This window comes from Actinomycetospora sp. (assembly GCF_036497245.1).
Classification (GTDB): domain Bacteria; phylum Actinomycetota; class Actinomycetes; order Mycobacteriales; family Pseudonocardiaceae; genus Actinomycetospora.
In genome coordinates, this window is sequence record NZ_DASXJS010000009.1 from 19,373 (window position 1) to 41,193 (window position 21,821).

Annotated in this window: 20 protein-coding genes; 4 read left to right on the forward strand and 16 right to left on the reverse strand. The window is 72.4% G+C overall.

The features are described 5' to 3' along the window. Window positions 1–19: 19 nt before the first annotated feature. A complete protein-coding gene (hrpA, locus tag VGI02_RS01380; RefSeq protein WP_331625430.1) occupies window positions 20–4,099 on the forward strand; it encodes an ATP-dependent RNA helicase HrpA in 4,080 nt (1,359 codons plus the stop codon). 3 nt (window positions 4,100–4,102) lie between these two features. Here hrpA and VGI02_RS01385 read toward each other — a convergent pair whose 3' ends face one another. After that, entirely contained in the window at window positions 4,103–4,468 is a 366-nt protein-coding gene (locus tag VGI02_RS01385; protein ID WP_331625431.1) for a DUF3040 domain-containing protein, read from the reverse strand. 44 nt (window positions 4,469–4,512) lie between these two features. Further along, window positions 4,513–4,974 carry a YybH family protein gene (locus VGI02_RS01390; protein WP_331625432.1) on the reverse strand — a complete coding sequence of 154 codons (462 nt, stop codon included), beginning with the start codon at window positions 4,972–4,974 and terminating at the stop codon, window positions 4,513–4,515. Between the two features lie 108 nt (window positions 4,975–5,082). Between VGI02_RS01390 and VGI02_RS01395 the strand changes: the two genes are divergently transcribed. Next, window positions 5,083–5,445 (forward strand): YciI family protein, encoded by a 363-nt coding sequence (locus VGI02_RS01395; protein WP_331625452.1) that lies wholly within the window; start codon window positions 5,083–5,085, stop codon window positions 5,443–5,445. Next, on the forward strand, window positions 5,442–6,686 hold the full coding sequence (locus tag VGI02_RS01400) for an RNA polymerase sigma factor (RefSeq protein ID WP_331625433.1): 1,245 nt from the start codon (window positions 5,442–5,444) through the stop codon (window positions 6,684–6,686). Before VGI02_RS01395 ends, VGI02_RS01400 begins: the two co-directional genes overlap by 4 nt. 1 nt (window position 6,687) lies before the next feature. On the opposite strand, the gene VGI02_RS01405 is transcribed toward VGI02_RS01400, so the two are convergent. Next, window positions 6,688–6,867 carry a PspC domain-containing protein gene (locus VGI02_RS01405; protein WP_331625434.1) on the reverse strand — a complete coding sequence of 60 codons (180 nt, stop codon included), beginning with the start codon at window positions 6,865–6,867 and terminating at the stop codon, window positions 6,688–6,690. A 198-nt stretch (window positions 6,868–7,065) separates the two neighbouring features. Between VGI02_RS01405 and VGI02_RS01410 the strand changes: the two genes are divergently transcribed. Further along, window positions 7,066–8,028, forward strand: a complete 963-nt coding sequence (locus tag VGI02_RS01410; protein ID WP_331625435.1) for an IclR family transcriptional regulator — start codon at window positions 7,066–7,068, stop codon at window positions 8,026–8,028. Here the strand turns inward: VGI02_RS01410 and VGI02_RS01415 are convergent. The 13 genes from VGI02_RS01415 to VGI02_RS01475 all read right to left on the reverse strand — a co-directional run. Then, window positions 8,009–9,823 (reverse strand): sigma-54-dependent Fis family transcriptional regulator, encoded by a 1,815-nt coding sequence (locus tag VGI02_RS01415; RefSeq protein WP_331625436.1) that lies wholly within the window; start codon window positions 9,821–9,823, stop codon window positions 8,009–8,011. The two genes, VGI02_RS01410 and VGI02_RS01415, sit on opposite strands and share 20 nt — an antisense overlap. A gap of 126 nt (window positions 9,824–9,949) precedes the next feature. Next, window positions 9,950–11,161, reverse strand: coding sequence for an Nramp family divalent metal transporter (locus VGI02_RS01420; RefSeq protein WP_331625437.1), 1,212 nt, complete (start codon window positions 11,159–11,161; stop codon window positions 9,950–9,952). Window positions 11,162–11,164: 3 nt separating this feature from the next. Further along, complete coding sequence (locus VGI02_RS01425; protein WP_331625438.1) at window positions 11,165–11,695, reverse strand: bifunctional nuclease family protein; 531 nt, start codon at window positions 11,693–11,695, stop codon at window positions 11,165–11,167. Window positions 11,696–11,717: 22 nt separating this feature from the next. Beyond that, complete coding sequence (locus tag VGI02_RS01430; RefSeq protein WP_331625439.1) at window positions 11,718–11,993, reverse strand: hypothetical protein; 276 nt, start codon at window positions 11,991–11,993, stop codon at window positions 11,718–11,720. After that, the gene (locus tag VGI02_RS01435) at window positions 11,990–12,646 is read right to left on the reverse strand and encodes a hypothetical protein (protein WP_331625440.1); all 657 of its coding nucleotides are present in this window, start codon (window positions 12,644–12,646) and stop codon (window positions 11,990–11,992) included. Before VGI02_RS01435 ends, VGI02_RS01430 begins: the two co-directional genes overlap by 4 nt. Window positions 12,647–12,745: 99 nt before the next feature. Further along, window positions 12,746–13,480 carry a metal-sulfur cluster assembly factor gene (locus tag VGI02_RS01440; protein WP_331625441.1) on the reverse strand — a complete coding sequence of 245 codons (735 nt, stop codon included), beginning with the start codon at window positions 13,478–13,480 and terminating at the stop codon, window positions 12,746–12,748. Continuing rightward, a complete protein-coding gene (locus VGI02_RS01445) occupies window positions 13,477–14,532 on the reverse strand; it encodes an amidohydrolase family protein (protein WP_331625442.1) in 1,056 nt (351 codons plus the stop codon). The genes VGI02_RS01440 and VGI02_RS01445 overlap by 4 nt, the downstream gene beginning before the upstream one ends. Window positions 14,533–14,588: 56 nt before the next feature. Beyond that, window positions 14,589–15,617, reverse strand: coding sequence for an NAD(P)-dependent alcohol dehydrogenase (locus VGI02_RS01450; RefSeq protein ID WP_331625443.1), 1,029 nt, complete (start codon window positions 15,615–15,617; stop codon window positions 14,589–14,591). Between the two features lie 48 nt (window positions 15,618–15,665). Further along, window positions 15,666–17,354, reverse strand: coding sequence for a chaperonin GroEL (gene groL, locus VGI02_RS01455; protein WP_331625444.1), 1,689 nt, complete (start codon window positions 17,352–17,354; stop codon window positions 15,666–15,668). A 141-nt stretch (window positions 17,355–17,495) separates the two neighbouring features. Next, the gene (gene mimD / locus VGI02_RS01460) at window positions 17,496–17,873 is read right to left on the reverse strand and encodes a propane 2-monooxygenase effector subunit MimD (protein WP_349257507.1); all 378 of its coding nucleotides are present in this window, start codon (window positions 17,871–17,873) and stop codon (window positions 17,496–17,498) included. Next, complete coding sequence (locus tag VGI02_RS01465; protein WP_331625445.1) at window positions 17,870–19,057, reverse strand: ferritin family protein; 1,188 nt, start codon at window positions 19,055–19,057, stop codon at window positions 17,870–17,872. Before VGI02_RS01465 ends, mimD begins: the two co-directional genes overlap by 4 nt. Next, the gene (locus VGI02_RS01470; protein WP_331625446.1) at window positions 19,054–20,112 is read right to left on the reverse strand and encodes an FAD-binding oxidoreductase; all 1,059 of its coding nucleotides are present in this window, start codon (window positions 20,110–20,112) and stop codon (window positions 19,054–19,056) included. Before VGI02_RS01470 ends, VGI02_RS01465 begins: the two co-directional genes overlap by 4 nt. A gap of 187 nt (window positions 20,113–20,299) precedes the next feature. Next, window positions 20,300–21,821: ferritin family protein (locus VGI02_RS01475; protein WP_331625447.1), on the reverse strand; the 1,522-nt coding region annotated here is incomplete at its 5' end.

Genomic DNA, 21,821 nt, shown 5'->3' on the forward strand with positions numbered 1-21,821 from the left:
GAGCGACCCCGGGACCGGAGTGACCACACCCACCATCGACCACCGCGACCTGACCGCCCGTGTCCGCGCCCTCGGCGGCGCCGACGCGCACCGGCTGGCCCGCCGGCTCGACGGCACCCGCAAGATCCCCGACGAGGCGAAGCGCGCCGGCGCGCTGGAGCGGATCGCGGGCGACGTCGAGCGGGCCGAGCAGCGCCGGGAGCGCCGTCGGGCCTCGGTGCCGACGGTCTCGTACCCGGCGGAGCTGCCGATCTCCGGGCGGGTCGACGACATCAAGGCCGCGCTGGAGAGCCACCAGGTGGTCGTGGTCGCCGGTGAGACCGGCTCGGGCAAGACGACGCAGCTGCCGAAGATCGCCCTCGAACTCGGGCGCGGCGTGCTGGGCACCATCGGGCACACCCAGCCGCGGCGGATCGCGGCGCGCACGGTCGCCGAGCGGGTGGCCGAGGAGCTGGGCACGCAGGACAGCGACGTCGTCGGCTACCAGGTGCGCTTCACCAGCCACGCCAGCGAGGACACGCTGGTCAAGCTCATGACCGACGGCATCCTGCTCGCCGAGATCCAGCAGGACCGGCTGCTGCGCCGCTACGACACGCTGATCATCGACGAGGCCCACGAGCGCAGCCTCAACATCGACTTCCTGCTCGGCTACCTCGCCCAGCTGCTCCCGCGGCGTCCCGACCTCAAGGTCGTCATCACCTCCGCGACGATCGACCCGGAGCGCTTCAGCAAGCACTTCGGCGACGCCCCGATCATCGAGGTGTCCGGAAGGACCTTCCCCGTCGAGGTCCGCTACCGCCCGCTGGCCGACCCCGATCGGGCGAGCGGAGCGACGGGGGGGAAGGACGATCCCGGCGCCGAACCGCGCGACCAGATCGACGGCATCATCGACGCCGTCGAGGAGCTGCGCCGCGAGGGACCGGGGGGCGACATCCTCGTCTTCCTGGCCGGCGAGCGGGAGATTCGCGACACCAGTGAAGCTCTGGTGGCCCTGCCCGAATCCCCGACCGACCCGCTCGACGTCCTCCCGCTCTACGCCCGCCTGTCGGCGGCCGAGCAGCACCGGGTCTTCGAGCCCGGCCGCAGCAACCGACGACGGATCGTCCTCGCCACCAACGTCGCCGAGACGTCCCTGACGGTGCCGGGCATCCGCTACGTCGTCGACCCCGGGCTGGCGCGCATCTCCCGCTACAGCCAGCGGACGAAGGTGCAGCGCCTGCCCATCGAGAAGATCTCCCAGGCGTCCGCGACCCAGCGGGCCGGGCGCTGCGGTCGGGTCGCGGACGGGATCTGTGTCCGGCTCTACGCCGAGGACGACTTCGACGCCCGTCCCGAGTTCACCGACCCCGAGATCCAGCGCACCAACCTCGCGTCCGTGATCCTGCAGATGGCGGGCGCGAAGCTGGGGCCGATCGAGGAGTTCCCGTTCGTCGACCCGCCGGAGACCCGCGCGATCCGCGACGGCGTCCGGTTGCTCACCGAGCTCGGGGCCATCGTCGACGGCGACGCCACGCGCCTCACCGACACGGGGCGCAACCTCGCGCGGCTGCCGGTCGACCCGCGGATCGCGCGCATGATCCTGGCTGCGGACCAGCTCGGCTGCCTGCACGAGGTCACCGTGATCGCCGCGGGACTCTCCGCCCAGGACCCGCGCGAGCGCCCGACGGAGAAGGCCGCCGAGGCCGACGCCGCGCACGCCCGCTTCACCGACCCGCGCTCGGACTTCCTCTCCTGGCTCGCGCTGTGGGAGCACGTCCGGACGTCGCGGCGGGAGCTCTCGGGCAACCGGTTCCGGAAGCAGTGCGCCGCCGAGTACCTGAACTTCCTGCGGATCCGCGAGTGGCAGGACCTGGCCGCGCAGTTGCGCCAGCTCGGCGACGAGCTCGGGCTCACCCGCAACGAGCCCGGACAGGAGATCACCAAGGACCTCGCCGATCGCGTCCACCAGGCGCTGCTCACCGGCCTGCTCTCGCAGCTCGGGCTGGCGCACGAGCCAGCCCCCGAGAAGTCGACACAGCCGAAGCAGGGCCAGCCCAAGCCCAAGCGGAAGCCGATCACCGAGTACGAGGGCAGCCGCGGCGCCCGGTTCGCGATCTGGCCGGGGTCGAGCCTCGCCAAGCGCCCGCCGACGTTCGTCATGGCCGCCGAGCTCGTCGAGACCTCCCGGCTCTGGGCACGCACCGTCGCCGGCATCGACCCGGCGTGGGCGGAACAGGCCGCCGGCGACCTCGTCACCCGCACCTACTCCGAGCCCCGCTGGTCGAAGCGGCGCGGCTCCGCCGTCTCCACCGAGCGCGTGACCCTGTTCGGGGTGCCGCTGGCGATGGACCGCTCCGTGGACTACGGGCACATCGACCCCGAGCTCTCGCGCGAGCTGTTCCTCCGGCACGCGCTCGTGGAGGGCGACTGGAACAGCAGGCACGCGTTCGTGCGCCGCAACGCCGCCGAGCTGGAGCGGGTCGCCGAGCTGGAGAAGCGGGCCCGTCGCGAGCTGCTCGTCGACGAGGAGACGATCTTCCGCTTCTACGACGAGCGGGTCCCGGCGTCGGTGGTCTCCGCGCGGCACTTCGACCGCTGGTGGCAGAAGGAGTCGCGCCGCGACCCGCACCTGCTCGACCTCGACCCGCGCGCGCTGCTCGCCCACGAGGCCCCCGACGCCGAGGCGTACCCCGACGAGTGGCGCGCCGGCGGCCTGACGCTGCCGCTGTCCTACGCCTTCGAGCCGGGCGCCGAGCACGACGGCGTCACCGTCTCGGTCCCGCTGGCCGTCCTCGGTCAGGTCCGCGCCGAGGACCTCGCCTGGCAGGTGCCGGGGCTGCGGGAGGAGATGCTCACCTCGCTGGTCCGCTCGCTGCCCAAGCCGCTGCGCCGCTCCCTGGTCCCCGCCCCCGACACCGCCCGCGCCCTGCTCGCCCGGCTCGCCGCCGAGGGCCGGCCCGCCGACGGCGAACCGCTGCTCGGCGCGGTGTCCGACGCGGTGCGCCGCCTCTCCGGGGTGGACGTGCCGACCGACGCGTGGAACCTGGCCGGTCTCCCCTCGCACCTGCGCCTGACGTTCCGGGTGGTCGACGACGACGGCGCCATGGTGGCCGAGGGCATCGACCTGAACTCCCTGCGGAGGAAGTACGCGCGGGAGACGAAGGCCGCCGTCGCGAAGGTCGCCGACGGGCTCGAGCGGCGCGGGCTGACCTCGTTCGCCGAGGTCGGCGAGCTGCCCCGCACCCGCGAGCAGTCCCGCGCGGGCGGCACCGTCACCGCGCACCTGGCGCTGGTGGACGAGGGGCTTTCGCGATCGGGGCAGGGCACCGACCCGGCGGGGACCGTCGGGATCGGGGTGTTCGACTCGGCCCTCGAGGCCCGCGACGCGATGCGCCGCGGCACCCGCCGGCTGCTGCTGCGCGGCACGACCTCACCGGCGAAGGCGCTGGTGCGCTCGCTCGACAACCGGGCGGTGCTGCGCCTGCGCGGCGCCCTGGCGGAGACCGGCTACCGCGACGTCGCCGACCTCGTCGACGACTGCGTGCTCGCGGCGATCGACGGGCTCGTCACCGCCCGCGGCGGCCCCGCCTGGACCCCGCAGGCCTTCGAGAAGCTCCGCGCGGACGTCGCGGCGCGGCTGGCCGGCGGGGCCGCGGAGGTGCTGACCCGCGCCGAGGCCGTGCTCGCCGAGGCCGCCACGGTCCGGGGCGCGCTCGACGAGCTCGCCACGCGGCCGGGCAGCGGGGCGATGGACACCGCGCTGGCCGACGTCCGCGAGCAGCTGCACGGCCTCGTCGGCGACCGGTTCGTCTCGCGGCACGGGGTGGGCCGCCTGCCCGACGTCGTGCGCTGGCTGCGCGCCGCGGCCAAGCGGCTGGAGAAGCTGCCGATCGCCCCGCGCCGCGACGCCGGGCTCACCGACGAGGTGCACACCGTCGAGGCGGAGTACCGCGGACGGCGCCGCGCGGCGGAGCAGGAGCCGCGCACGTTCGACCGGGACGCCTGGGACGCCGTCGCGGCCATGGTCCAGGAGCTGCGGGTCAGCCGCTTCGCCCAGGAGATCGGGACGGCGGGCTCGATCTCGCCGCAGCGGATCCAGAAGGCGCTCGCGGCGCTGTAGGGCTCAGCCGGGGTACACGCGCCCCTGGCGCAGTGCCCAGATGAACAGGGACGTGGGGATGACGACCAGCACGGCGACGGCCGCGACCGCGAGCACCCACGCCGAGGAGAGCACCAGCGGTCCCACCGCCACCGGCACGACGACGGCCAGTACCAGCAGCGCCGTGCGCCACCGGTGGGTGGGGGCCGGCGGGGCGCCGCCGGCCAGGGCCTCGGCGAACCGCGCGTCGACGAGGTGCTCGTGCGCCGCGATCGCGGCCAGGACGGCCTGCTCCTCGCTGGTCAGCGGCGCGGGATCGGGCGGGGTGGCGGGGTTCATGGCGGGCTCCGGAACGACGTCGTTGTCCTCCGCCTGCCAGGGTGCCCCCATCCCCCGCCCGCTCCCACCCCTCCCGGCGGGTGAATCGATGCGTTCTAGGGCGTCAGGCCGGTGGCGGCGAGGAACGACCCGTCCATGTGGAACGGGACGGACTCGTGCTGGTGGACGATCAGCCAGCGACCCTCGACCCGCCGCAGTCCGTAGGTGGACCGGAACCACAGCGTGAAGTCGACAGTGCCGGTCCCCTCCAGGGCTGTCGTCCCACTCATCGACGTGAGGGTGTGGACGAACGCGACGTCGCCGTCGGCGTGCACCGTCGGCTCACGGTGGGCCATCCGCGGCGGGGCGTCGAACGAGGCGATCCACCCCTCCAGCGCGGCGAGGTCCCCGGCGTGCGAGCCGGCGCCGGCCACGAGCGGCGGCGCCAGGTTGAACACGACGGCGTCGGGCGCGCAGGTCGCGAGCGCCCGCTCGGCGTCGCCCGCGCCGATCGCGGTGTGCAGCTCGTCGAGCACGGCCAGGATCGCCTGGGTGTCGGTCTGTTCGGTGGTGGTCATGGGCTCCTCCTCGGGATGGTTCACCCCGGTGTCGAGACCGCGGCGCGGGTCTCGACACCCCGGCGACGATGTCGTCGGTGACTCCGGGAGGCCCAAGCCGTGAAGTACATGATCCTGTTGCACTCGAACGCGGACTTCGCCGCGCGCTTCGAGGCCCTGAGCCCGGAGCAGCGGGCGCGGTTCGGGGTGGACCATCTCGCGCTGACCCGCGAGCTCACCGGGTCCGGGGAGCTGATCGCCTCCGAGGGGCTCGCGGACCCGTCCCTCGCGCGGTGGGTGTCCACCGCCGAGGGGAGCCCGGTCGTCGCCGACGGGCCGTTCGCCGAGACCAAGGAGCACCTGGCCGGCTTCTACCTCGTCGACGTGGAGTCCGCCGCGCGCGCCGAGGAGATCGCGGCGCGGATCCCGGACTCGGTGTGGGGGCTCGTGGAGGTGCGCCCGATCCTGGACATGAGCGGCTGGGACGTGTGAGCACGACCGTCGTCGAGGTCCTGCGCGAGGTCGCCCCGTCGGTCCTCGGCGTGCTGGTGCGCCGCCACCGCGACTTCGACGCGTGCGAGGACGCCCTCCAGGAGGCGCTGCTCGCGGCCTCGACGAGCTGGCCCGTCGAGGGGGTGCCCGCCAACCCGACCGGCTGGCTCGTGACGGCGGCGTCGCGCCGGCTGGTGGAGGCCTGGCGACGGGACTCGGCCCGGCGCCGCCGCGAGGAGGACGACGCGCGGCGCGAGCTCCCCACCGTCGCCGGCGCGGAGCCGACACCGGAAGCCGACGACACGCTGGCGCTGCTGCTGCTCTGCTGCCACCCCGCGCTGCGCCCGCCCAGCCAGGTCGCCCTCACGCTGCGGGCCGTGGGCGGCCTGACCACCGCCGAGATCGCCCACGGCCTCCTCCTGCCGGAGCCGACCGTGGCCCAGCGCATCAGCCGGGCGAAGGCACGCCTGGCCGACGGGCTCGCGCGGCCGCAGGAGGTGTTCGCGGCGCCGTCGGCGGCGCAGCGCCGCGAGCGCGTCCCCGCCGTCCTCGCGGTGCTCTCGCTCGTGTTCACCGAGGGCCACACGGCGAGCACCGGCGAGCAGCTCCACCGTCCCGACCTCACCGCCGAGGCGATCCGGCTCACGCGTGCGCTGCTCGCCGCGCTGCCGGCGGGGGCGGGTGAAGCCGGGGAGGTGGCGGGCCTGCTGGCCCTCATGCTGCTCACCGACGCCCGCCGGCCCGCCCGGCTCTCGGGCGACGGGGCGCTCGTGCCGCTCGCCGAGCAGGACCGCACCCGCTGGGACGCCGCGCGCATCGCGGAGGGGACGGCGCTGGTCACGGCGGTGCTGAGCGACGGCGTCCCGGGTCCGTACGCGGTCCAGGCCGCGATCGCCGCGCTGCACGACGAGGCCGGGGACGCCGCCGACACCGACTGGGCGCAGATCCTCGCGCTCTACGACACCCTCGTCGGGTTCTGGCCCGACGCGATGGCGCGGCTCGGGCGGCTGGTCGCGCTCGGCGAGGTCCGCGGCCCGGAGGCGGCGCTGGCCGAGCTGGCGGCCCTCGCCGGCGACCCCGGCCTGCGCGGCCACCACCGAGTGGCCGCGGTGCGCGCGCACCTCGAGCAGGCCGCGGGCCGGCGGGCGGCCGCGGTGGACGCCTACCGGGAGGCGGCGCGGCTCACCCGCTCCGCCCCGGAACGGGCCTACCTGCTCGACCGTGCGTCCCGGCTGGGCTGAGTCACCGACGCGGCATGATCACCCACAGCGCGATGTAGATGATCACCTGCGGCCCCGGCAGCAGGCAGGAGAGCGCGAAGAGCAGGCGGACGACGTTGGCGGGGACGCCGAAGCGCTCGCCGAGCCCCGCGCACACCCCCGCGATCCAGGCACCCTCGCGTGGGCGGGTCAGCACGGCCATGACAGGTCCTCCCGGAGTCGTGACGCGGCGGTCGGCCGCGTCGGTCACCACCGACACTGCCCCAACGTCGCGCCCCCGGCCTCGGTGCCCGACCCCGAACCCGTTTCGGGGACGTCCCCGGGGTCCACCAGGATTCACCCGCCACCTGTCCCACATCGAGACAGGCACGCGGACGCTCCGACTCCTACTGTCTGCTGTGTGAGCGAGGACACGTCGGGCGCGCGGTCGTTGAAGACGGCGGCGATGGTCCTGCGGGCGCTGCGGCTGCTCGGGGACCATCCGGAAGGTCTGACGCCCGCCGAGATCGGGGCCTCCCTGCAGAAGAGCCCCGCGACCGCCCGCTACATGGTCAACACGCTGGTGGAGGGCGGGTACGCGCGCCGCGACGCCTCCGGACGGTGCCGGCTGGGGGCAACCCCGCCCTGGGGGCCGTGGGTCCCGACCAGGTCGGCCGAGGTCACCGGGTCCCCCGATCTGCGGCCCGCGGACCCCGCGCCGGGCGGGGTGCTCTCGGAGGCGGTGACCGAGCTCTACCGCCGCACCCGGCAGCGCACGTACCTGGTCCGGCGCACCGGCACCGTCGTCGCCAGCATCTCCGACGTGCGCGGCCACCAGGGGCTCGCCCGCGTCCCCGGGCTCGAGACCCACATCCCGCCGGAGCGCGCCCACGCCCTCGGGCTGACGAAGGTGCTCCTCGCCGCGTCGCCGGTCTACCGCGAGGCGGTGTGCGGCGAGCCGCTCACGGCGTTCACCCCGAGCACGATCACCTGTCCGGACACGTTCGCCCGCGAGCTCGACGCCGTGGTCGAGCGTGGCTGGGCCCTCGACGACGGCGAGTTCGCGCCCGGCTTCGCGACCGTGGCCGCGCCCGTCACCGCCCCGTCGGGCACCTCGACCGTGGCGCTCGGGCTGTCCTGCTCGGTGCGCCGGCTGGCCTCGCACCGCGACGAGCTCGTCGAGGCCGTCGTCGCGGTCGCCGAGGCGGCCCGCCGGGAGTGGGACGCCGGCGCCACCGAGGAGTGCGATGACGGGTGCGGGCTCGGCGCGGCCGACGACGCCCCCGTCGAGCACGGCCAGGTCGTCGACGGGACGGACCACCGGCCGCGCCCGCTGCACCGGCGGCGCCGCTCGGGCCGGACGGTCAGCGGCCCACGTCGGTGAGCCCGAAGGCCCGCAGCCGGCGGTAGAGCGTCGCCCGGCCCATCCCCAGCGCGGCGGCCGCCTTCACGCGGTTGCCCCGGGCCTCGATGAGCGCCCCGACGATGAGGTCGCGCTCGGCCGACTCCAGCGGGGTCAGGCGACGGCGGGTGCCGTGGACGGCGACCTCCGCGGGCAGGTCCCCGGCCTCGAGGTCGCCCGCGGGGCGGGCCACCAGCGCCCGGCGCAGCACGTCCTCGACCTGCGCGACGTTGCCCGGCCAGCGCGCGCCCCCGAGCAGCGCCATGGCCTCGGGGGTGCACCGCACCCGGCGGCCGGGGGCCAGCTTCGCCAGCACCGCCTCGACCACGGGGCCGACGTCCTCGGGGCGGCGGCGCAGCGGCTCGATCGTCAGCGACCCGTGGAAGCGGCCCAGCACGTCGTGCACCGCGCGGCCCTCGCCGACCTCCTCGCCGGTCACCAGGGCGGCCACCCACACGTTCGGGGTGGCGGCGTCGAGCAGCCGGCCCAGCGCGGCCGCCCCTTCGGCGTCGAGCGCCTCGACCCGCCGCACGACGACCGTCGCCGCGGCGCCACCCAGCTCGCCCGGCAGCGTCGCGAGCTCGTCCGCGGCGTCCTCGGCCTCGGCGTCGACGACGACGTGGCGGGCGGCGGGCCGCACCTCGCGGTGCGCGGCCCGCACCGCGGCCGCCTTGCCGACCCCGGTCTCGCCGAGCACGACGGTGCTGCGCACCGCGGCGGCCGCGGAGCGCAGGGCCGCGCTGGAGGTGCGCCAGGAGCGGGAGGTCCCCGCGAGCCCGACCAGGGGGCGCGCGGGCGCCGGCGTCGTCGCGTGGGCCGGGCGGGGGGCGGTCACCGTGCCACCGCCACCGCCACCGCCACCGGCGAGGCGCAGCGTGCTCGCGCTGGGGACGACCTCGACGATCACCCCGGAGGGGCGCTGCGCGGGCGCGGGGGTGAACAGCAGGCGCACCGGCCCGTCGCCGAGCAGGACCCGCTCCTCGGCCGGGTCGCCCCGGCGATACTCGGCGGCGTGGCGGGCGACGGTGTCGCGGTCGGCCGCGTCGAGCACCTCGTGGGCCGCCCGGTTGGCGATGACGAAGTCCTCGGCGAGGGCGAGCACCGGCCCGGTCACCCGCACGCACGCGGCGCGGAACTCGGCCATGACCGCCCGCGCCCCCGCGCTGCCGCGCTCGCGCAACACCTCCTCGATGTCCTTCGCGGTCTGCAGCGCGAGGAAGCGCATGAGGTCGTTGGCCTCGGCGGCCAGGCAGGTCACGTCGAGGATGCCCGCGAGGGCGCCGCCGGGACGGTAGACCGGGGCGCCGGCGCAGGCGAAGGAACGCAGCCGGTCGGTGAAGTGCTCCGCGCCGATGACCATGGCGCTCACCGCTCCCTCGAGCGCGGTGCCGACCCCGTTCGTCCCCGCGAACTCCTCGGCGTAGCTGAATCCGGGCGCGAGCTGGATCGCGTCGAGCCGGCGGCGCAGCTCGCCCTCGCCGACCCGCCGGTCGAGGACGTTGCCGTCGGCGTCGGAGAGCACGACGGCGACCGCCATTCCCGAGAGCCGCTCGGTGAGGTCGTCGAGGACCGGGCGCGCGCAGTGCACCAGGCTGCCCTCGAAGTCGAGGTCCGGGTCGAAGGGCAGCGCGAGGTGATCGGCGTCGACCCCGGCGCGTCGCGACCGTTCCCACGACTGCACGATCTCGGGGCGGACCACGCCGCGCTCGTCGACCGTGCCGTCACCCAGGAACCGTTCGCGGGCACGGTCGAGGCCGGGATCGGTCCGTCCTTGCATGGGCCACCTCGCCTGCTGCGCCCCTCGACCTCGAAGGATGCGCAACCGGCGATGGTAGGCGTGATCGGCGCCACCGCGCGAGCCCCTGACGTCTCGATCCGAGACACCCACCGTTCGGGACCGTTCTCAGCCGGTGACGGTGTCCACCAGCAGGACCACGTTGAGGCAGACGACGACCGCGCTGATCGTCCCGAGGACGAGTGTCATCCCCCGTCCGATCGCCTCGGTCCCGAGCACCCGCTCGTCGCGGGCCACCCGCAGCAGCGCGTAGAGCGCGAACGGGATGCCGAAGGAGAGGACGACCTGGCTGCCGACCAGCGCGGTGGTCGGGCTGGTCCCGATCGCCAGCAGCGCGAGCGCGGGCAGCATCGTCACCGTCCGGCGCAGCGTCGGGGAGAGCCGGACGTCGACGAAGCCCTCCATGACGACCTGCCCGGAGTAGGTCCCGACGGCGGCCGAGGAGAGCCCGCTGGCCAGCAGGGTCGCCGCGAAAGCCAGGGCGACGGCGCCGCCGGCGAGCTGCCCCAGCCCGGCGTGGGCGGCCTCGAGACCGTCCACCCCCTCCCCGGACGGGGCGCTGCCGAACACCCGCGCGGCGATGAGCAGCATCGCGAGGTTGACCATCCCGGCGATGGTGAGGGCGCCGATCACCTCGATGCGCTGGAAGCGCAGCAGCCGGGCCCGGCCGGGTCGGCCCACCCCGCGGGAGCGCCCGGCGGTGAGCGCGGAGTGGGCGTAGATCGCGTGCGGCATCACGGTGGCCCCGACGATCCCGACGGCGAGCACGAGCTGGCCGGAGCCGTCGAAGCCGGGGACGAGGCCCGCGGCGACGCCGCCGGGGTCGATCCCCACCGAGGCGAGCTGGAACCCGACGCCGGCGATCACGAACGCCAGGAAGGCGACGATCCCCACCTCGAAGGGCCGGTGGCCCCGTCGTTGCAGCGCGAGGACGCCGAACGCCACCGCGGCCGTGACCAGGCCCGACGGGAGCAGGCCGAGACCGAAGAGCAGGTTCAGCCCGACCGCCGCCCCGAGGAACTCCGCGACGTCGGTGGCCATCGCGACCACCTCGGCCTGCAGCCACATCAGCACGCGGGTCGGCTTGCTCATCACCTGCCGGCAGGTCCGCGGGAGGCTGCGGCCGGTGACGATGCCGACCTTGGCCGCCACGTACTGCACCGGCATCGCCATGAGCCCGGCCGCGACGACCACCCAGGCGAGCGCGTAGCCGGAGGTCGCACCGGCCACGCTGTTGGTGGCGACGTTGCCCGGGTCGACGTAGGCGACGGACGCCACGAAGGCCGGCCCGGCGAGCACCACCGGGGGTCGTCGGAACACGGGTCAGCGGTCCTGTCCGGTCTCGGGGGGCTCGCTGCCGGGGCCGGGGGGCCCGAAGTCGTCGGCGGTGACCTGGTCGAGGAAGTCGCGCATCTCGTCGACCTCCTTGCTCTGCGGGTGCGGGTCCTCGCCCTGGAGTTCCTTCCAGGACTGGCCGGCGCGCTCCATCACCTCGTCGGCCACCCCGATGGGGAGAGCGTCGCGCACCGCGATCGCGAGCGCATCGCTGGGTCGGGCCGCGACCCGCGTGCCGTCGGCGAGGACCAGCACGGCGCGGAAGCGGTCCTCGACGAGGTCGGTGATCTCGGCGCCTGCCAGCTGGTGCCCCAGCGCGGTCGCGACGTCGGCGACGAGGTCCTGGGTGAGCCGGGAGTCGTCGTCGCGGGCCGGGTGGGGGCCGTGCGCCATGACCTCGGCCTGCGGCGGGCGGACGGAGACGACGAGGCAGCGGTCCTCCTCGTCGTCGCCGAGCACCGCCAGCGGCTCGCGCGTCATCGCGTGGACGACGAGCGTCACCAGGTGCACCTCCTGCACGGCTCCTCCTCCCGGCCGAATCTCAGCGACCCTGGGAATCCTCGCCCTGCTCCGCCGGGGTGAACAAGGATCGGATCTCCGCGAGCTGGTCCTGGATCTTCTCGGCGTCCTGGCCCCGCGCCCACGACGGGTCGCCGGGGGTGAGCCCGAGGGAGCGCAGCAGCTCCGCCGCCGGCTCCGACGGATCCCCCGACTCGCCGAGCACGGGGTGCAGGCCCTGCGCGGAGAGGTGGTCGAAGACCAGATGCACCACCGACCAGGGATTGAAACGTTCACCGTGGGTGGGCGGCTCGCTCACGCGTCCTCCTTCTGCTCGTCTCCGTGCTCGTCGTCGGGTCCGGGCGGCGGACGGCCGTCCCCGCTGACCTCGATCTCCTCGAGGGTCTCCAGCTCCTTCGCCGAGAGCGCCGCCGCTCCCGCGAGCACCGTGGACTGGTGCTCGGCGATCCGCGCGTCGACGAGCTGGGTGAGGGCGAAGGCGAGCGCGCCGGTCTGGCGGACGGTCTGCTCGTCGACGGGCACCTGCCGGGTGGAGGTGATCGCGACGCCGCTCGGCTTCCCGTCGGCGACCGCCACCCCGACGGTGAACTCCTCGCGCGGGTTGGCCGCCGGGTCGGCGAAGTGCTTCTTCAGCCGGCGCAGCATCCGGTGCCACGCCAGCTTCTCGCCCTGCAGCTCGAGGCCCTCGACGTCGTCCTCGGTCAGGCCCATCCCCCGCTCGCCGCCGGCGAAGCAGCGCGAGTAGGAGATGAGCGCGGTGGTCCACAGGGACTCGACGACCACCTCGTCGACCTGCTTGCCGACGCCGGGTCGGACCTCGGAGACGAGCCGCTCGCAACAGAGCAGCACGGTCTGCAGATCCTCGAAGATCGCCGCGAGGTCGGCCAGCGCCGCCGCGGCGGGGGAACCGATCCGCCGCACCGTGTGCGGCGCCGTGGCCTGGCCGGTCATGCCGCCATCGCCTCCTGGGGAACGTGGGTGACTGGGGTCCGGACGGGCGCGGGCGGGCGCCGGAGCGCCCGCCCGCGAGTCTCGGGACGTGCTCTCGCCTCAGCGCTCCGACAGGCCGTAGCGCACGGCGAGCTGGCCGCGGCAGATGCTGGTGTTCGCGTCCACCCCGACCTGGAACGACCGGGCCTTGCGCAGGTGCAGCGGCAGCGCCTCGACGCCGACCGTGCGCCCGCTCGGGTCGACGACCAGCGGGTCGTCGTCCCCGGCCGGGATGCCGAGCTCGCGCCGCCGCGACCGCAGCCGCGTCAGGTCCGCCGACGCCGGGGCGTCGCCGAGGGTCATGGCCGCGAGTTCCTCCGGGGTCCGACCCTGTTTCACCAGCGGCCGGACGACGAGGTCGGTCCCCGCCATGAGGGCACGCTCGGTGAACTGGCGGCGCAGCGAGTCGAGCTCGTCGACCGCCTCCCCGACCTCGGTGCCCGCCATGGAGGTGACGAACCCGGCCCGGGCGGCGACACCGCGGTTGATGGCGTCGGCGGCGAAGTGGTCGATGAGCTGTACGTCGACGTCGGCAAGGCCCTCGACGGTCGAGGCCGCGTCCCACGCGTCCGCGACCATGAGGAACGCGAAGTTCGGTGCACAGAAGTAGGTGGGCAGGCGCAGCCGCACGTGCGCGACCCGGTTCTCGTCGACCTCCAGGGACGCGACGAAGTCCAGCGAGACGACGTCGTTGTCCAGCTCCGGGTCGCGCACCGTGCGCAGCGCCTCCCACACCCGCCCGACGACCGCGGCATCGTCGCGCTCGGCCGGGCGGGTGAGGAAGGAGATGCTCATGCCTGGGCCACCGACCGGTCCTCGACGAGCTCGGCGTCGTCCTGCGCCGCGGGCGTGCCGGAGACCTGGCACTCGGCCGGGACCTCGATGCCGTAGAGCCTGGCGGCGTTGAGGCCGAGGATCTTCTTCTTCCCCTCGGTGCCCAGACGCGGGTAGTCGGAGTACTCGTCCGACGGGTAGTCCCAGTCGAGGAGGCCCTCGATCTGCCACTTCGGCGTCCAGATGTTGTAGTCCGAGCCGAAGGTCATCTTGTCCTCGCCGACCCAGAACAGCAGCTCGCCCATGACCTTGGCGAAGAACTTCGGGCGGGCGTGCATGAGGCCGCCGAGCACCACCGAGAGGCCGGCGTAGACGTTGGGCTCCTGCGTCGCCATGAAGCAGAAGTCCTCGATGCGCGGCAGACCCACGTGCTCGACGATGAAGTTCAGGCCCTGGAAGTCGGTGGCCGCGTGGTCCACGTCCGCGACGTCGAAGGCGTCCTTGTCCAGCGGCCAGATCGTCGGGCCCTTGTGGACGTGGATGTTCTTGACGCCCAGTTCCTGGGCGCGCTCGAGGAACCGGTAGCACTCCGGGTCGGTGAGCTTGAAGCCGCGCGAGTCGCCGTTCCACTCAGCGGTGTAGAGCTTCGCGCCGATGGAGCCGTAGCGCTGCACGTTGGCCTCGAACTCGCGCATGCCGGCGTCGCCGTCACGGGGGTCGAAGCGGGTGTTGAGGATGAACTTGCCCGGGTACTTCTCGGCGAGGTAGCCGTTGCGCTCACTGGTGTTGAAGCCGTTCTTGTACCACTCGCGCAGGTACGTCGACTGCAGGATCGCGACGTCGACGTGCCCCTCCTCGAACTCCTCGCGCATCAGCTGCTCTTCGGAGACCTTCTGGAACTCCTCGAGGGGCTGGTGCGTCTCGGCCGGCCCCAGGCCCTGGTAGGCGTGGAAGCACTCGATCCACCCCTTGGCGTACTGCTCGGCGCCCTGCACCCAGTTCTCGGGTGACGCGTCCCAGTAGTGCATGTGTGAATCGACGATGAAGTACTTCTCGCCATCCTTCTCGTACATGTCGAACTGCCTCCGCGAAGATCGTCGTGGTGGATGCGGCTGATGGGGGGATGTGCCTAGGGGACGAGGATCGCCCGACCGCGGACGTTGCCCGCGTCGAGATCGTGCAGGGCGTCGAGAGCGTTCTCCAACGGGTACTGCACGGTGTGGAGGGTGACCTTCCCGGCCTGCGCGAGGACCATCAGCTCGGCCAGGTCGTTGTACGTCCCCACGATGTTGCCGATGACGTTCTTCTCACCGGCCACGAAATCGAGCGTCGGGGCCTTGAACTCCCCGCCGTACCCGAGGACGAAGTCGTAGCCCGCTGGGGCCGTCATCGCCCACGCGTCCTGCTCCGCGCCCTGCTCGGCCACGAAGTCGAACACCACGGTCGCCCCGCCCCCGGTGAGGTCCGCGACGGCCTGCACGTGGTCGCCGTCGGCCACCACGGCCTCCTCGGCGCCGATCTGCTTCGCGAGCTCCAGCGCCGCCGGGTTCCGGTCGACCGCGATGATCTTCGTGGCCGTCAGCGCCGCCAACGCCTGCACCGCGATGTGCCCGAGGCCCCCGACGCCCTGCACCACCGCGGTGGTGCCCGGGTAGAGGTAGGGCACCGACTTGCGCACCGCGTGGTAGGCGGTGATCCCCGCGTCCGCCAGCGCGGCCACGTCGGCGGGGTTGGTGTCCGGGTTGAGCTTCACGCACGCCCGCGCGGTGGTGCGCAGGTACTCGGCCATCCCGCCGTCGTTGTTCGACAGCCCCGGGAAGAACGCGTCCCCGGTGCACTGCATGTCCCGGCCCGCGCGGCACGCCAGGCACAGCCCGCAGGAGGGCTGCGGGTGCAGGATCACCGTGTCGCCGACCTTGACGTTGGTGACCGCGTCCCCGATCTCGTGGACCCAGCCGGCGTTCTCGTGGCCGATCACGTAGGGCAGGTCGGGGTTCTGGATCGCCTCCCAGTCCCCGTTGACGATGTGCAGATCGGTCCGGCACACCCCGGCGCCGCCGATCTTCACGATCACGTCGAGCGGACCCTGCAGCTTCGGCTCCGCGATGTCGTCGATCGACGGGTCCTTCTTGTACTCGTGCACGCGCACGGCTTTCACGACACGCTCCTCTCCGTCACAACACTGGGTCGGGTCAGCCGGTCCGGGTCAGCCCATCGAGGGGCCGAGCCCGAGCGACTGGGGCGTGCTGGAGTCCGGCGAGGGCTGGGGGATGCCTTCGTCGAGCTGGCCGTACTCGGTCATGAGCGCCTTGTTCCAGGGCGTCTGCTCCTCGGCCACCAGCGAGTTGGTGGTCAGGATCAGCCCGGCGACCGAGGCGCCGTTCTGCAGGGCCGACCGCACGACGCGCAGCGGGTCGATGATCCCGAGCTCGAGCATGTTGCCGAAGCGGCCCTCGAGGGCGTCGAAGCCCTCGTCGACGGCCATGTCGCGGACCCGCTTGACGACCTCGTGGCCGTCGTAGCCGGCGTTGCTCGCGATGAGGTGCACGGGCTCGGGCAGCGCGGCGCGCACGATCTCGGCCCCGGTGCGGTAGTCGCCGGAGAGCTCGAGGCCGTCGTCCAGCGCCTGCTCGGCGTGCAGCAGGGCCGCGCCGCCTCCGGCGACGATGCCCTCCGCCATCGCGGCCCGGGTCGCCTGCAGCGAGTCGTCGACGCGGTGGCGGATCTCCTTGAGCTCGGCGTTCGTGGGGGCGCCGACCTGGAGGATGGCGGCCTTGCCGGACAGGCGCGCGATGCGCTCGGAGAACCAGTCCTCGTCGGTGCCGATCGTGGCCCGGTCCATCTCGGTGCGCAGCTGGTGCACCCGCGTCTCGCGGGCCTCGGGGTCGCCGCCGCCGCCGATGATGACGGTGTGCTCGCTGGTGGCCCGGACCTGACGGGCGCGGCCGAGGTGCTCGACGCCCATCTGCTCGAGCGCGAACGCCGAGGCCTTGGACTGGACCCTGCCGCCGCAGAGGGCCGCCATGTCCTCGAGGAGGTGGACGCGCTTCTCGCCGAAGCCGGGCGCCTGGATGCAGGTGACCTTGAGGTGCCCGTTGACGTGGTTGTGCACCAGCATCTGGAGGGCGGAGCCCTCGACCTTCTCGGCGACGATCACCAGCGGCCGCGGCTCGCGCATGATCTTCTCGAGCACCGGCATGAGCGACCGGACGTCGGTGATCTTCTCGGCGCAGAACAGCAGGTACGGGTCGTCGAGGACGGCGAGCATGGAGCCCGGGTCGGTGACGAGGTAGGGCGAGACGTAGCCGTTGTCGAACTCGAAGTCCTCGACGAAGTTGACCTGCAGGCCGTGGATCGGCCCGTCGTCGACGGTAATCACGCCGTCGTCGCCGACGGTGTGCAGGGTCTGCGCGACGACGCGGCCGATGGTCTCGTCGTCGTTCGCGGAGATCGACGCGACGCGGGAGAGGGACTCCACGTCGTCGACCGGGTGCGCGACGGTCGAGAGGTGGTCGACGAGCTTGCCCACGGCGAGGTCGATGCCGCGCTTGACGAGGACCGGGTTGCCGCCCTGGCCGATCGCCTTGAGGCCCTCGCGGACGATCGCCTGGGCGATGACGGTGGCCGTTGTGGTGCCGTCACCGACGACGTCGTTCGTCTTGACCGCGGCTTCCTTGAGGACCTGCGCGCCCATGTTCTCGAACGGGTCGCGCAGGTAGATCTCACGCGCGATCGTCACGCCGTCGTTGGTCACCTCGGGAGTACCGGTGATCTTCTCGAGGATGACGTTGCGCCCCTTGGGACCCAGGGTCGACTTGACGGCCTCGGCGAGCTGATCCACCCCCGCCTGCAGGGCGTGGCGGGCGTCGGCGCCGAATCGCAGTTCCTTGGCCATGGCCTCTCTTCTCCGGAGAATGGGGTTCGGGGCGGTCGTCCGCGGGTACTCGTATGCGATTGCGTCTTCCGGGGCCGGGTCGCCGGCCACGCCCCCGCGACGAGCGGTGGCCGGCGACCCGGAGTCCGTCTCCCGGTGGTGCTACGTCTGGTTCACCACGGGCGGGAGCATGTCGCCGATGAACTCGGCCGCTTCCTCGAGATTGCCGAACATCACGGTCCGGTCGTCCATGTGGACCATCTTCCCGTAGTGCGTCGACATGTTCTCCTCGAACTCGGCGGCGTCGAAGAAGTCGGGCTCCTCGCCGAGGGCCTCCGAGATCTCGGCGTACACGAAGTCCATGCGGCCCACGCAGTCCACACGGATCATCGCCGGGAGATGCGTGACGGTGACGTTGTCGTACCTGTCCATCACTTCCGCGACGACGACGCCGACCTGGTTGTTCATCAGGGTCACTCCGGCCATGCCGGACTCGGTGTTGTTCTGCTGGAACCGGCTATCGGCCGCCGTCTGGGTCACTGGGAGAGCTCCTTCGGGGTCTCGAGGCCGAGATCGGAGAGGATCCCGGCGAACCGGTTCTTGGCGCGGTCGAGGCCGTCCTCGAAGCGCGGCGGCTTGGCGTCGGGCTGCGACCACAGCGGCTGCAGCTGGCGGGCGGCCTCGAGGCACTGGGGGACCCAGTTCGACAGCCAGCCGTTGAAGACCTGCTTGTTGTGGTCGGCGAACTCCCGGTCCTGGACGAGCGGGCCGAAGCAGGCCTGGGTCCAGCGCAGGTCGCGCTGGGCGTAGTCGTACTCGCCGGCTCCCATGACGGTCGGGGTGACGTAGTCGCCGTTGCCGGCGGCGGCCTGCATGACCAGGTTCGACCGGAAGAGCTCACCGAGCAGCGGCTCGAAGACGATGTTGCTGGCGAAGATCATCTCGCCCCAGTCGTCGTGGACCGCGGTCAGCGCCTCGGTGACCTTGCGGACGCCCTGCCACTCGGCGCCGTTGTTCCATGCGTCGAGGTGGGCGGTCCCGTCGAAGCCGTCGATCTCCTCGGTGAGGGTGAGGTTGTAGAGCGCGAGGTCCTGCGCGAAGCGGATCTTGTGCTCGCTGTTCACCGCCATCGCGGTGTTGTGCATGTTCGTCGGGCCGGAGCGGTTGCAGCCGGCGAACACGTAGAGGCCGAGGACGTGCTCGATGTGCATCCAGGCGCCGACGTTGCGCTCGACGAAGCGCACCCAGTTCGGGGTCCACTGGTCGAAGGCCTTCGCGTTGCGTGCGTTCTCGACGTTCTGGTTGATCTGCCGGACAACGTTGGCGTTGTACCGGTACATCGTGAGTTCCCACTCCTCGTTGGGATCACGGAACTCGTGCCACCCGTGGGCGGGCCAGTCCTCCACTGGCTTGCCGCCGGAGCCGGGGCCACGCTCGGGCTCCGGGTTGTCGACACCCCACGCCTTCAGCTTGGTCCAGTCCAGCGGGTAGCCCCGGGAGCCGTCCGCGAAGCCGTAGATCCAGCCCTGGGTCAGGTAGTGGCGGGGGTCCGGCTGGACCTCGACGGTGACGTCCTCGTAGTGGGTCTGCTTGCGCTTGGCCGGCTTGAAGTAGTTGTAGCGGCGGGCCGATGGCCCGGAGTCGGGGAATTCTTTCGCCCCGGCCTCGGCATCGGTGAACACCGGCTTCGGTACGCTGCGCTCGCTGCTCTCGGTTGTGGTCATGTGGTGCCCTCGTCCTCCGGCTCTCCGGTAGTCGTGAACTTGTCGAAGAAGATGTTTCGTTCATCCACACCGCGTTGTGTCAGCAGGGCGATCGCCGCGTCGACCATCGGCGGCGGCCCGCACACATAGGCATCCCTGCCTTTCAGGTCGGGCTCGTGCGCCCGGACCACCTCGGTGATGAGGCCGGTCTCGCCGTCCCAGTCGTCGCCCTCGGGCTCCGACAGGGCCGGCACGTAGCGGAACGAGGACAGCTCCCCCTCGAGGGCGTGGAGCTCCTTCTCGAAGCAGAGGTCGGCCTTCGTGCGGGCCCCGTAGTAGAGAACGGCGTTCCGCTCGGTCTCCTTCTCGGCGAGGGCGCGCAGCAGCCCGAGCAGCGGAGCCATCCCGGCGCCGCCGCCGACGAAGACGATGTCGGAGGTGCGGTTCTCCCGCAGGGTGCAGGTGCCGAAGGGGGCCTCGATCTCGAGGCGGTCCCCGACCGAGACCTCGTTCTGCAGGAACTGCGAGAACAGCCCGTCGGGGTAGATCTTGATGACGAACTCGAACCGGCCCTCCCGGTTCGGGGTGTTCGCCATGGAGAACGACCGGCTCTCGCCGCCGTCCGGGAGGAAGAAGTCCATGTACTGACCCGGGAAGAACTTGACGTCCTCCCCGGCGACCTGCTGCACGACGAGGTGGCGCATGTCGTGCGTGACCGGCTCGTTCGCCAGGACCTCGACCGTGCCCCGCCGCACCGGCAGCCCGGAGCGGAGCACCTCCTCGTCGTAGTTGAGGAGCTCGATCACGAGGTCGTCGTAGGCGTGCGCTCGGCACAGGAGCGTCTGGCCCTCCTCACGCTCCAGGTCGGGCAGCGCGAAGGTCGAGTAGCGGTCGAGCTCGATCTCGTCCATGTCGCCCTCGAGGACGAAGGACTTGCAGGCCGCACACTGGCCTTCCTTGCAGCCGTGCATGAGCTGCACGCCCTGTTCGAAAGCGGCACGCAGGATCGTCTGGTCCTCGTCGACCTCGATCTCGATGCCGACCGGTTCGAAGCGGACCCGGTGCTTGTCACCCATCGACGACTGACTCCTTGTACTGGGGGGTTGTGATGACGAGGGGGTCCCTGCCGGGGACGGACTCCGGACCTGTACGGCGCCCGGGAAGGGAACGGGCCGCGCCGACGGGCGCGACCCCGGGTACCGCGGGGAGGACCGGGAACGGCCGGTCCTCCCCGCGGGTCGTACGACGATCAGGCGGACCCGATCAGGACTTCAGTGCCTCGCCGCCGATGCCCGCCGGCCGGCCGGCCGGGCCCTGGGCGTTGTAGTCGGCCACGAACGCCTCGCGCTCCGAGTCGCTCATCTCGTTGAGAATGACGTTGGGGCTGGCCACGTTCGGCATGCGCCGCATGTGGTCGAGCGTCCACATCTTCTTCGGGTCGAGATCGAGGTGCGGCTGCGCCGTGAGGGTCTTGCCGTCGTCGCGGACGAAGCCCATGTCCGAGATGACGTCCGCCCAGTTCCACCCGTGGTAGAGCGTCTCCCACTCGCGGTGGCCGACGAGCTTGCCCATGTTGGGGGTGTCGCGGCCCTGGTAGGTCGGCCGGAACGCCACGGCGTCCGTCCAGCGGCAGGCCTCGTGGCAGTACGTGCGCCACTGGCCGTCCACCTTGTCGACGACCATGTCCTCGCGCACCAGGCACGGGACCATGCAGGTCCAGCAGCGGTGCGGGTACACGTAGTCGACGTCCTCGGCGACGATCGCGTGGTGGCCGTTCGGCTTCGCCAGACGGCTGTAGTTCTCCCACCACTTGCCGTACCGGTCGTACCAGCCCGGGTACTTGTACTCGAACCACTCGAAGTCCTCGTCGGTCATGCCGTCGATGCGCCAGTAGTTGGCAAGCCAACCGGTGGCGAAGAACTGCGCGACCTCGTGGACGTAGCCCTTGTTCCAGATCTGGTTCCACGACTCCTCGATGAGGTCGTGGGGGATCACCAGGCCGTACTTCTCGAGCGGCAGCAGGTAGGCCCGGTAGTAGTCGTCGTAGATCCAGCGACGCCACATCTCCGCGTAGGACTCGCGGTCCTTGCGGCGGTCCTTCGTGCCGTACTCGATGAACGTCCCGATCGCGGCGTCGACGACGCGGTGGTTGTTCCACCACGCGTAGCGCAGGTCGCGCTCGAGGAGCTGGCGGTTGCCCTCGTCCGACAGCGCCATGAGCAGCGTGGCGTAGCCGTTCGAGATGTGGCGCGACTCGTCCGACTGGACCGAGTGGAACACCGTCGGCAGCAGGTAGTCACCGTTGGCGGCCGCCTCGGCCGGCATGGCCACGAACAGCGTGTTCGTGAAGGCCGTCTCGGCGACGATCGTCAGGTAGATGCTGGCCGCGGTGATCGCGTCACCGGTGATGAAGCCCTCGGCGAACTGGCGGCCGATGGTGCCGCAGTAGTCCGACTGGAAGTTCCGGAGGCTGTTGTTGAAACCCGCCGGGTCGATGTAGTTGTTCATGTACAGGCGCTTGAGGTTCTGCTGGATCGTCGAGTGACGGACCTCGTCGATCATCTGGATCGCCTGGCCGTTGTGCAGCTCCGGGTTCGGGACCGCCTGGAACAGCATCGGCATCGAGCGCGCCGCCGAGATCTCGGGCAGCGGGATGATCGACAGGAAGAGCTTCTGCCACTCCAGCCAGCGCTCCTGCACCTGGCGGAACATGTTGCCGCGGATCGCGCCGTCCGAGGCACCGTAGACGCGGTTGTCCTTCTCCTCCTGCATGGGGAAGTAGGAC

Excerpts from the sequence above, each read along its gene's own strand:
- VGI02_RS01435 (WP_331625440.1), bottom strand. The coding sequence starts at position 12,646 with ATGACCGGCCAGGCCACGGCGCCGCACACGGTGCGGCGGATCGGTTCC.
- VGI02_RS01445 (WP_331625442.1), bottom strand. The coding sequence starts at position 14,532 with ATGTACGAGAAGGATGGCGAGAAGTACTTCATCGTCGATTCACACATG.
- VGI02_RS01415 (WP_331625436.1), bottom strand. The coding sequence starts at position 9,823 with ATGCAAGGACGGACCGATCCCGGCCTCGACCGTGCCCGCGAACGGTTC.
- groL (WP_331625444.1), bottom strand. The coding sequence starts at position 17,354 with ATGGCCAAGGAACTGCGATTCGGCGCCGACGCCCGCCACGCCCTGCAG.
- VGI02_RS01405 (WP_331625434.1), bottom strand. The coding sequence starts at position 6,867 with ATGGCCGTGCTGACCCGCCCACGCGAGGGTGCCTGGATCGCGGGGGTG.
- VGI02_RS01395 (WP_331625452.1), top strand. The coding sequence starts at position 5,083 with ATGATCCTGTTGCACTCGAACGCGGACTTCGCCGCGCGCTTCGAGGCC.
- VGI02_RS01390 (WP_331625432.1), bottom strand. The coding sequence starts at position 4,974 with ATGACCACCACCGAACAGACCGACACCCAGGCGATCCTGGCCGTGCTC.
- VGI02_RS01385 (WP_331625431.1), bottom strand. The coding sequence starts at position 4,468 with ATGGGGGCACCCTGGCAGGCGGAGGACAACGACGTCGTTCCGGAGCCC.
- VGI02_RS01465 (WP_331625445.1), bottom strand. The coding sequence starts at position 19,057 with ATGACCACAACCGAGAGCAGCGAGCGCAGCGTACCGAAGCCGGTGTTC.
- VGI02_RS01440 (WP_331625441.1), bottom strand. The coding sequence starts at position 13,480 with ATGAGCATCTCCTTCCTCACCCGCCCGGCCGAGCGCGACGATGCCGCG.
- VGI02_RS01470 (WP_331625446.1), bottom strand. The coding sequence starts at position 20,112 with ATGGGTGACAAGCACCGGGTCCGCTTCGAACCGGTCGGCATCGAGATC.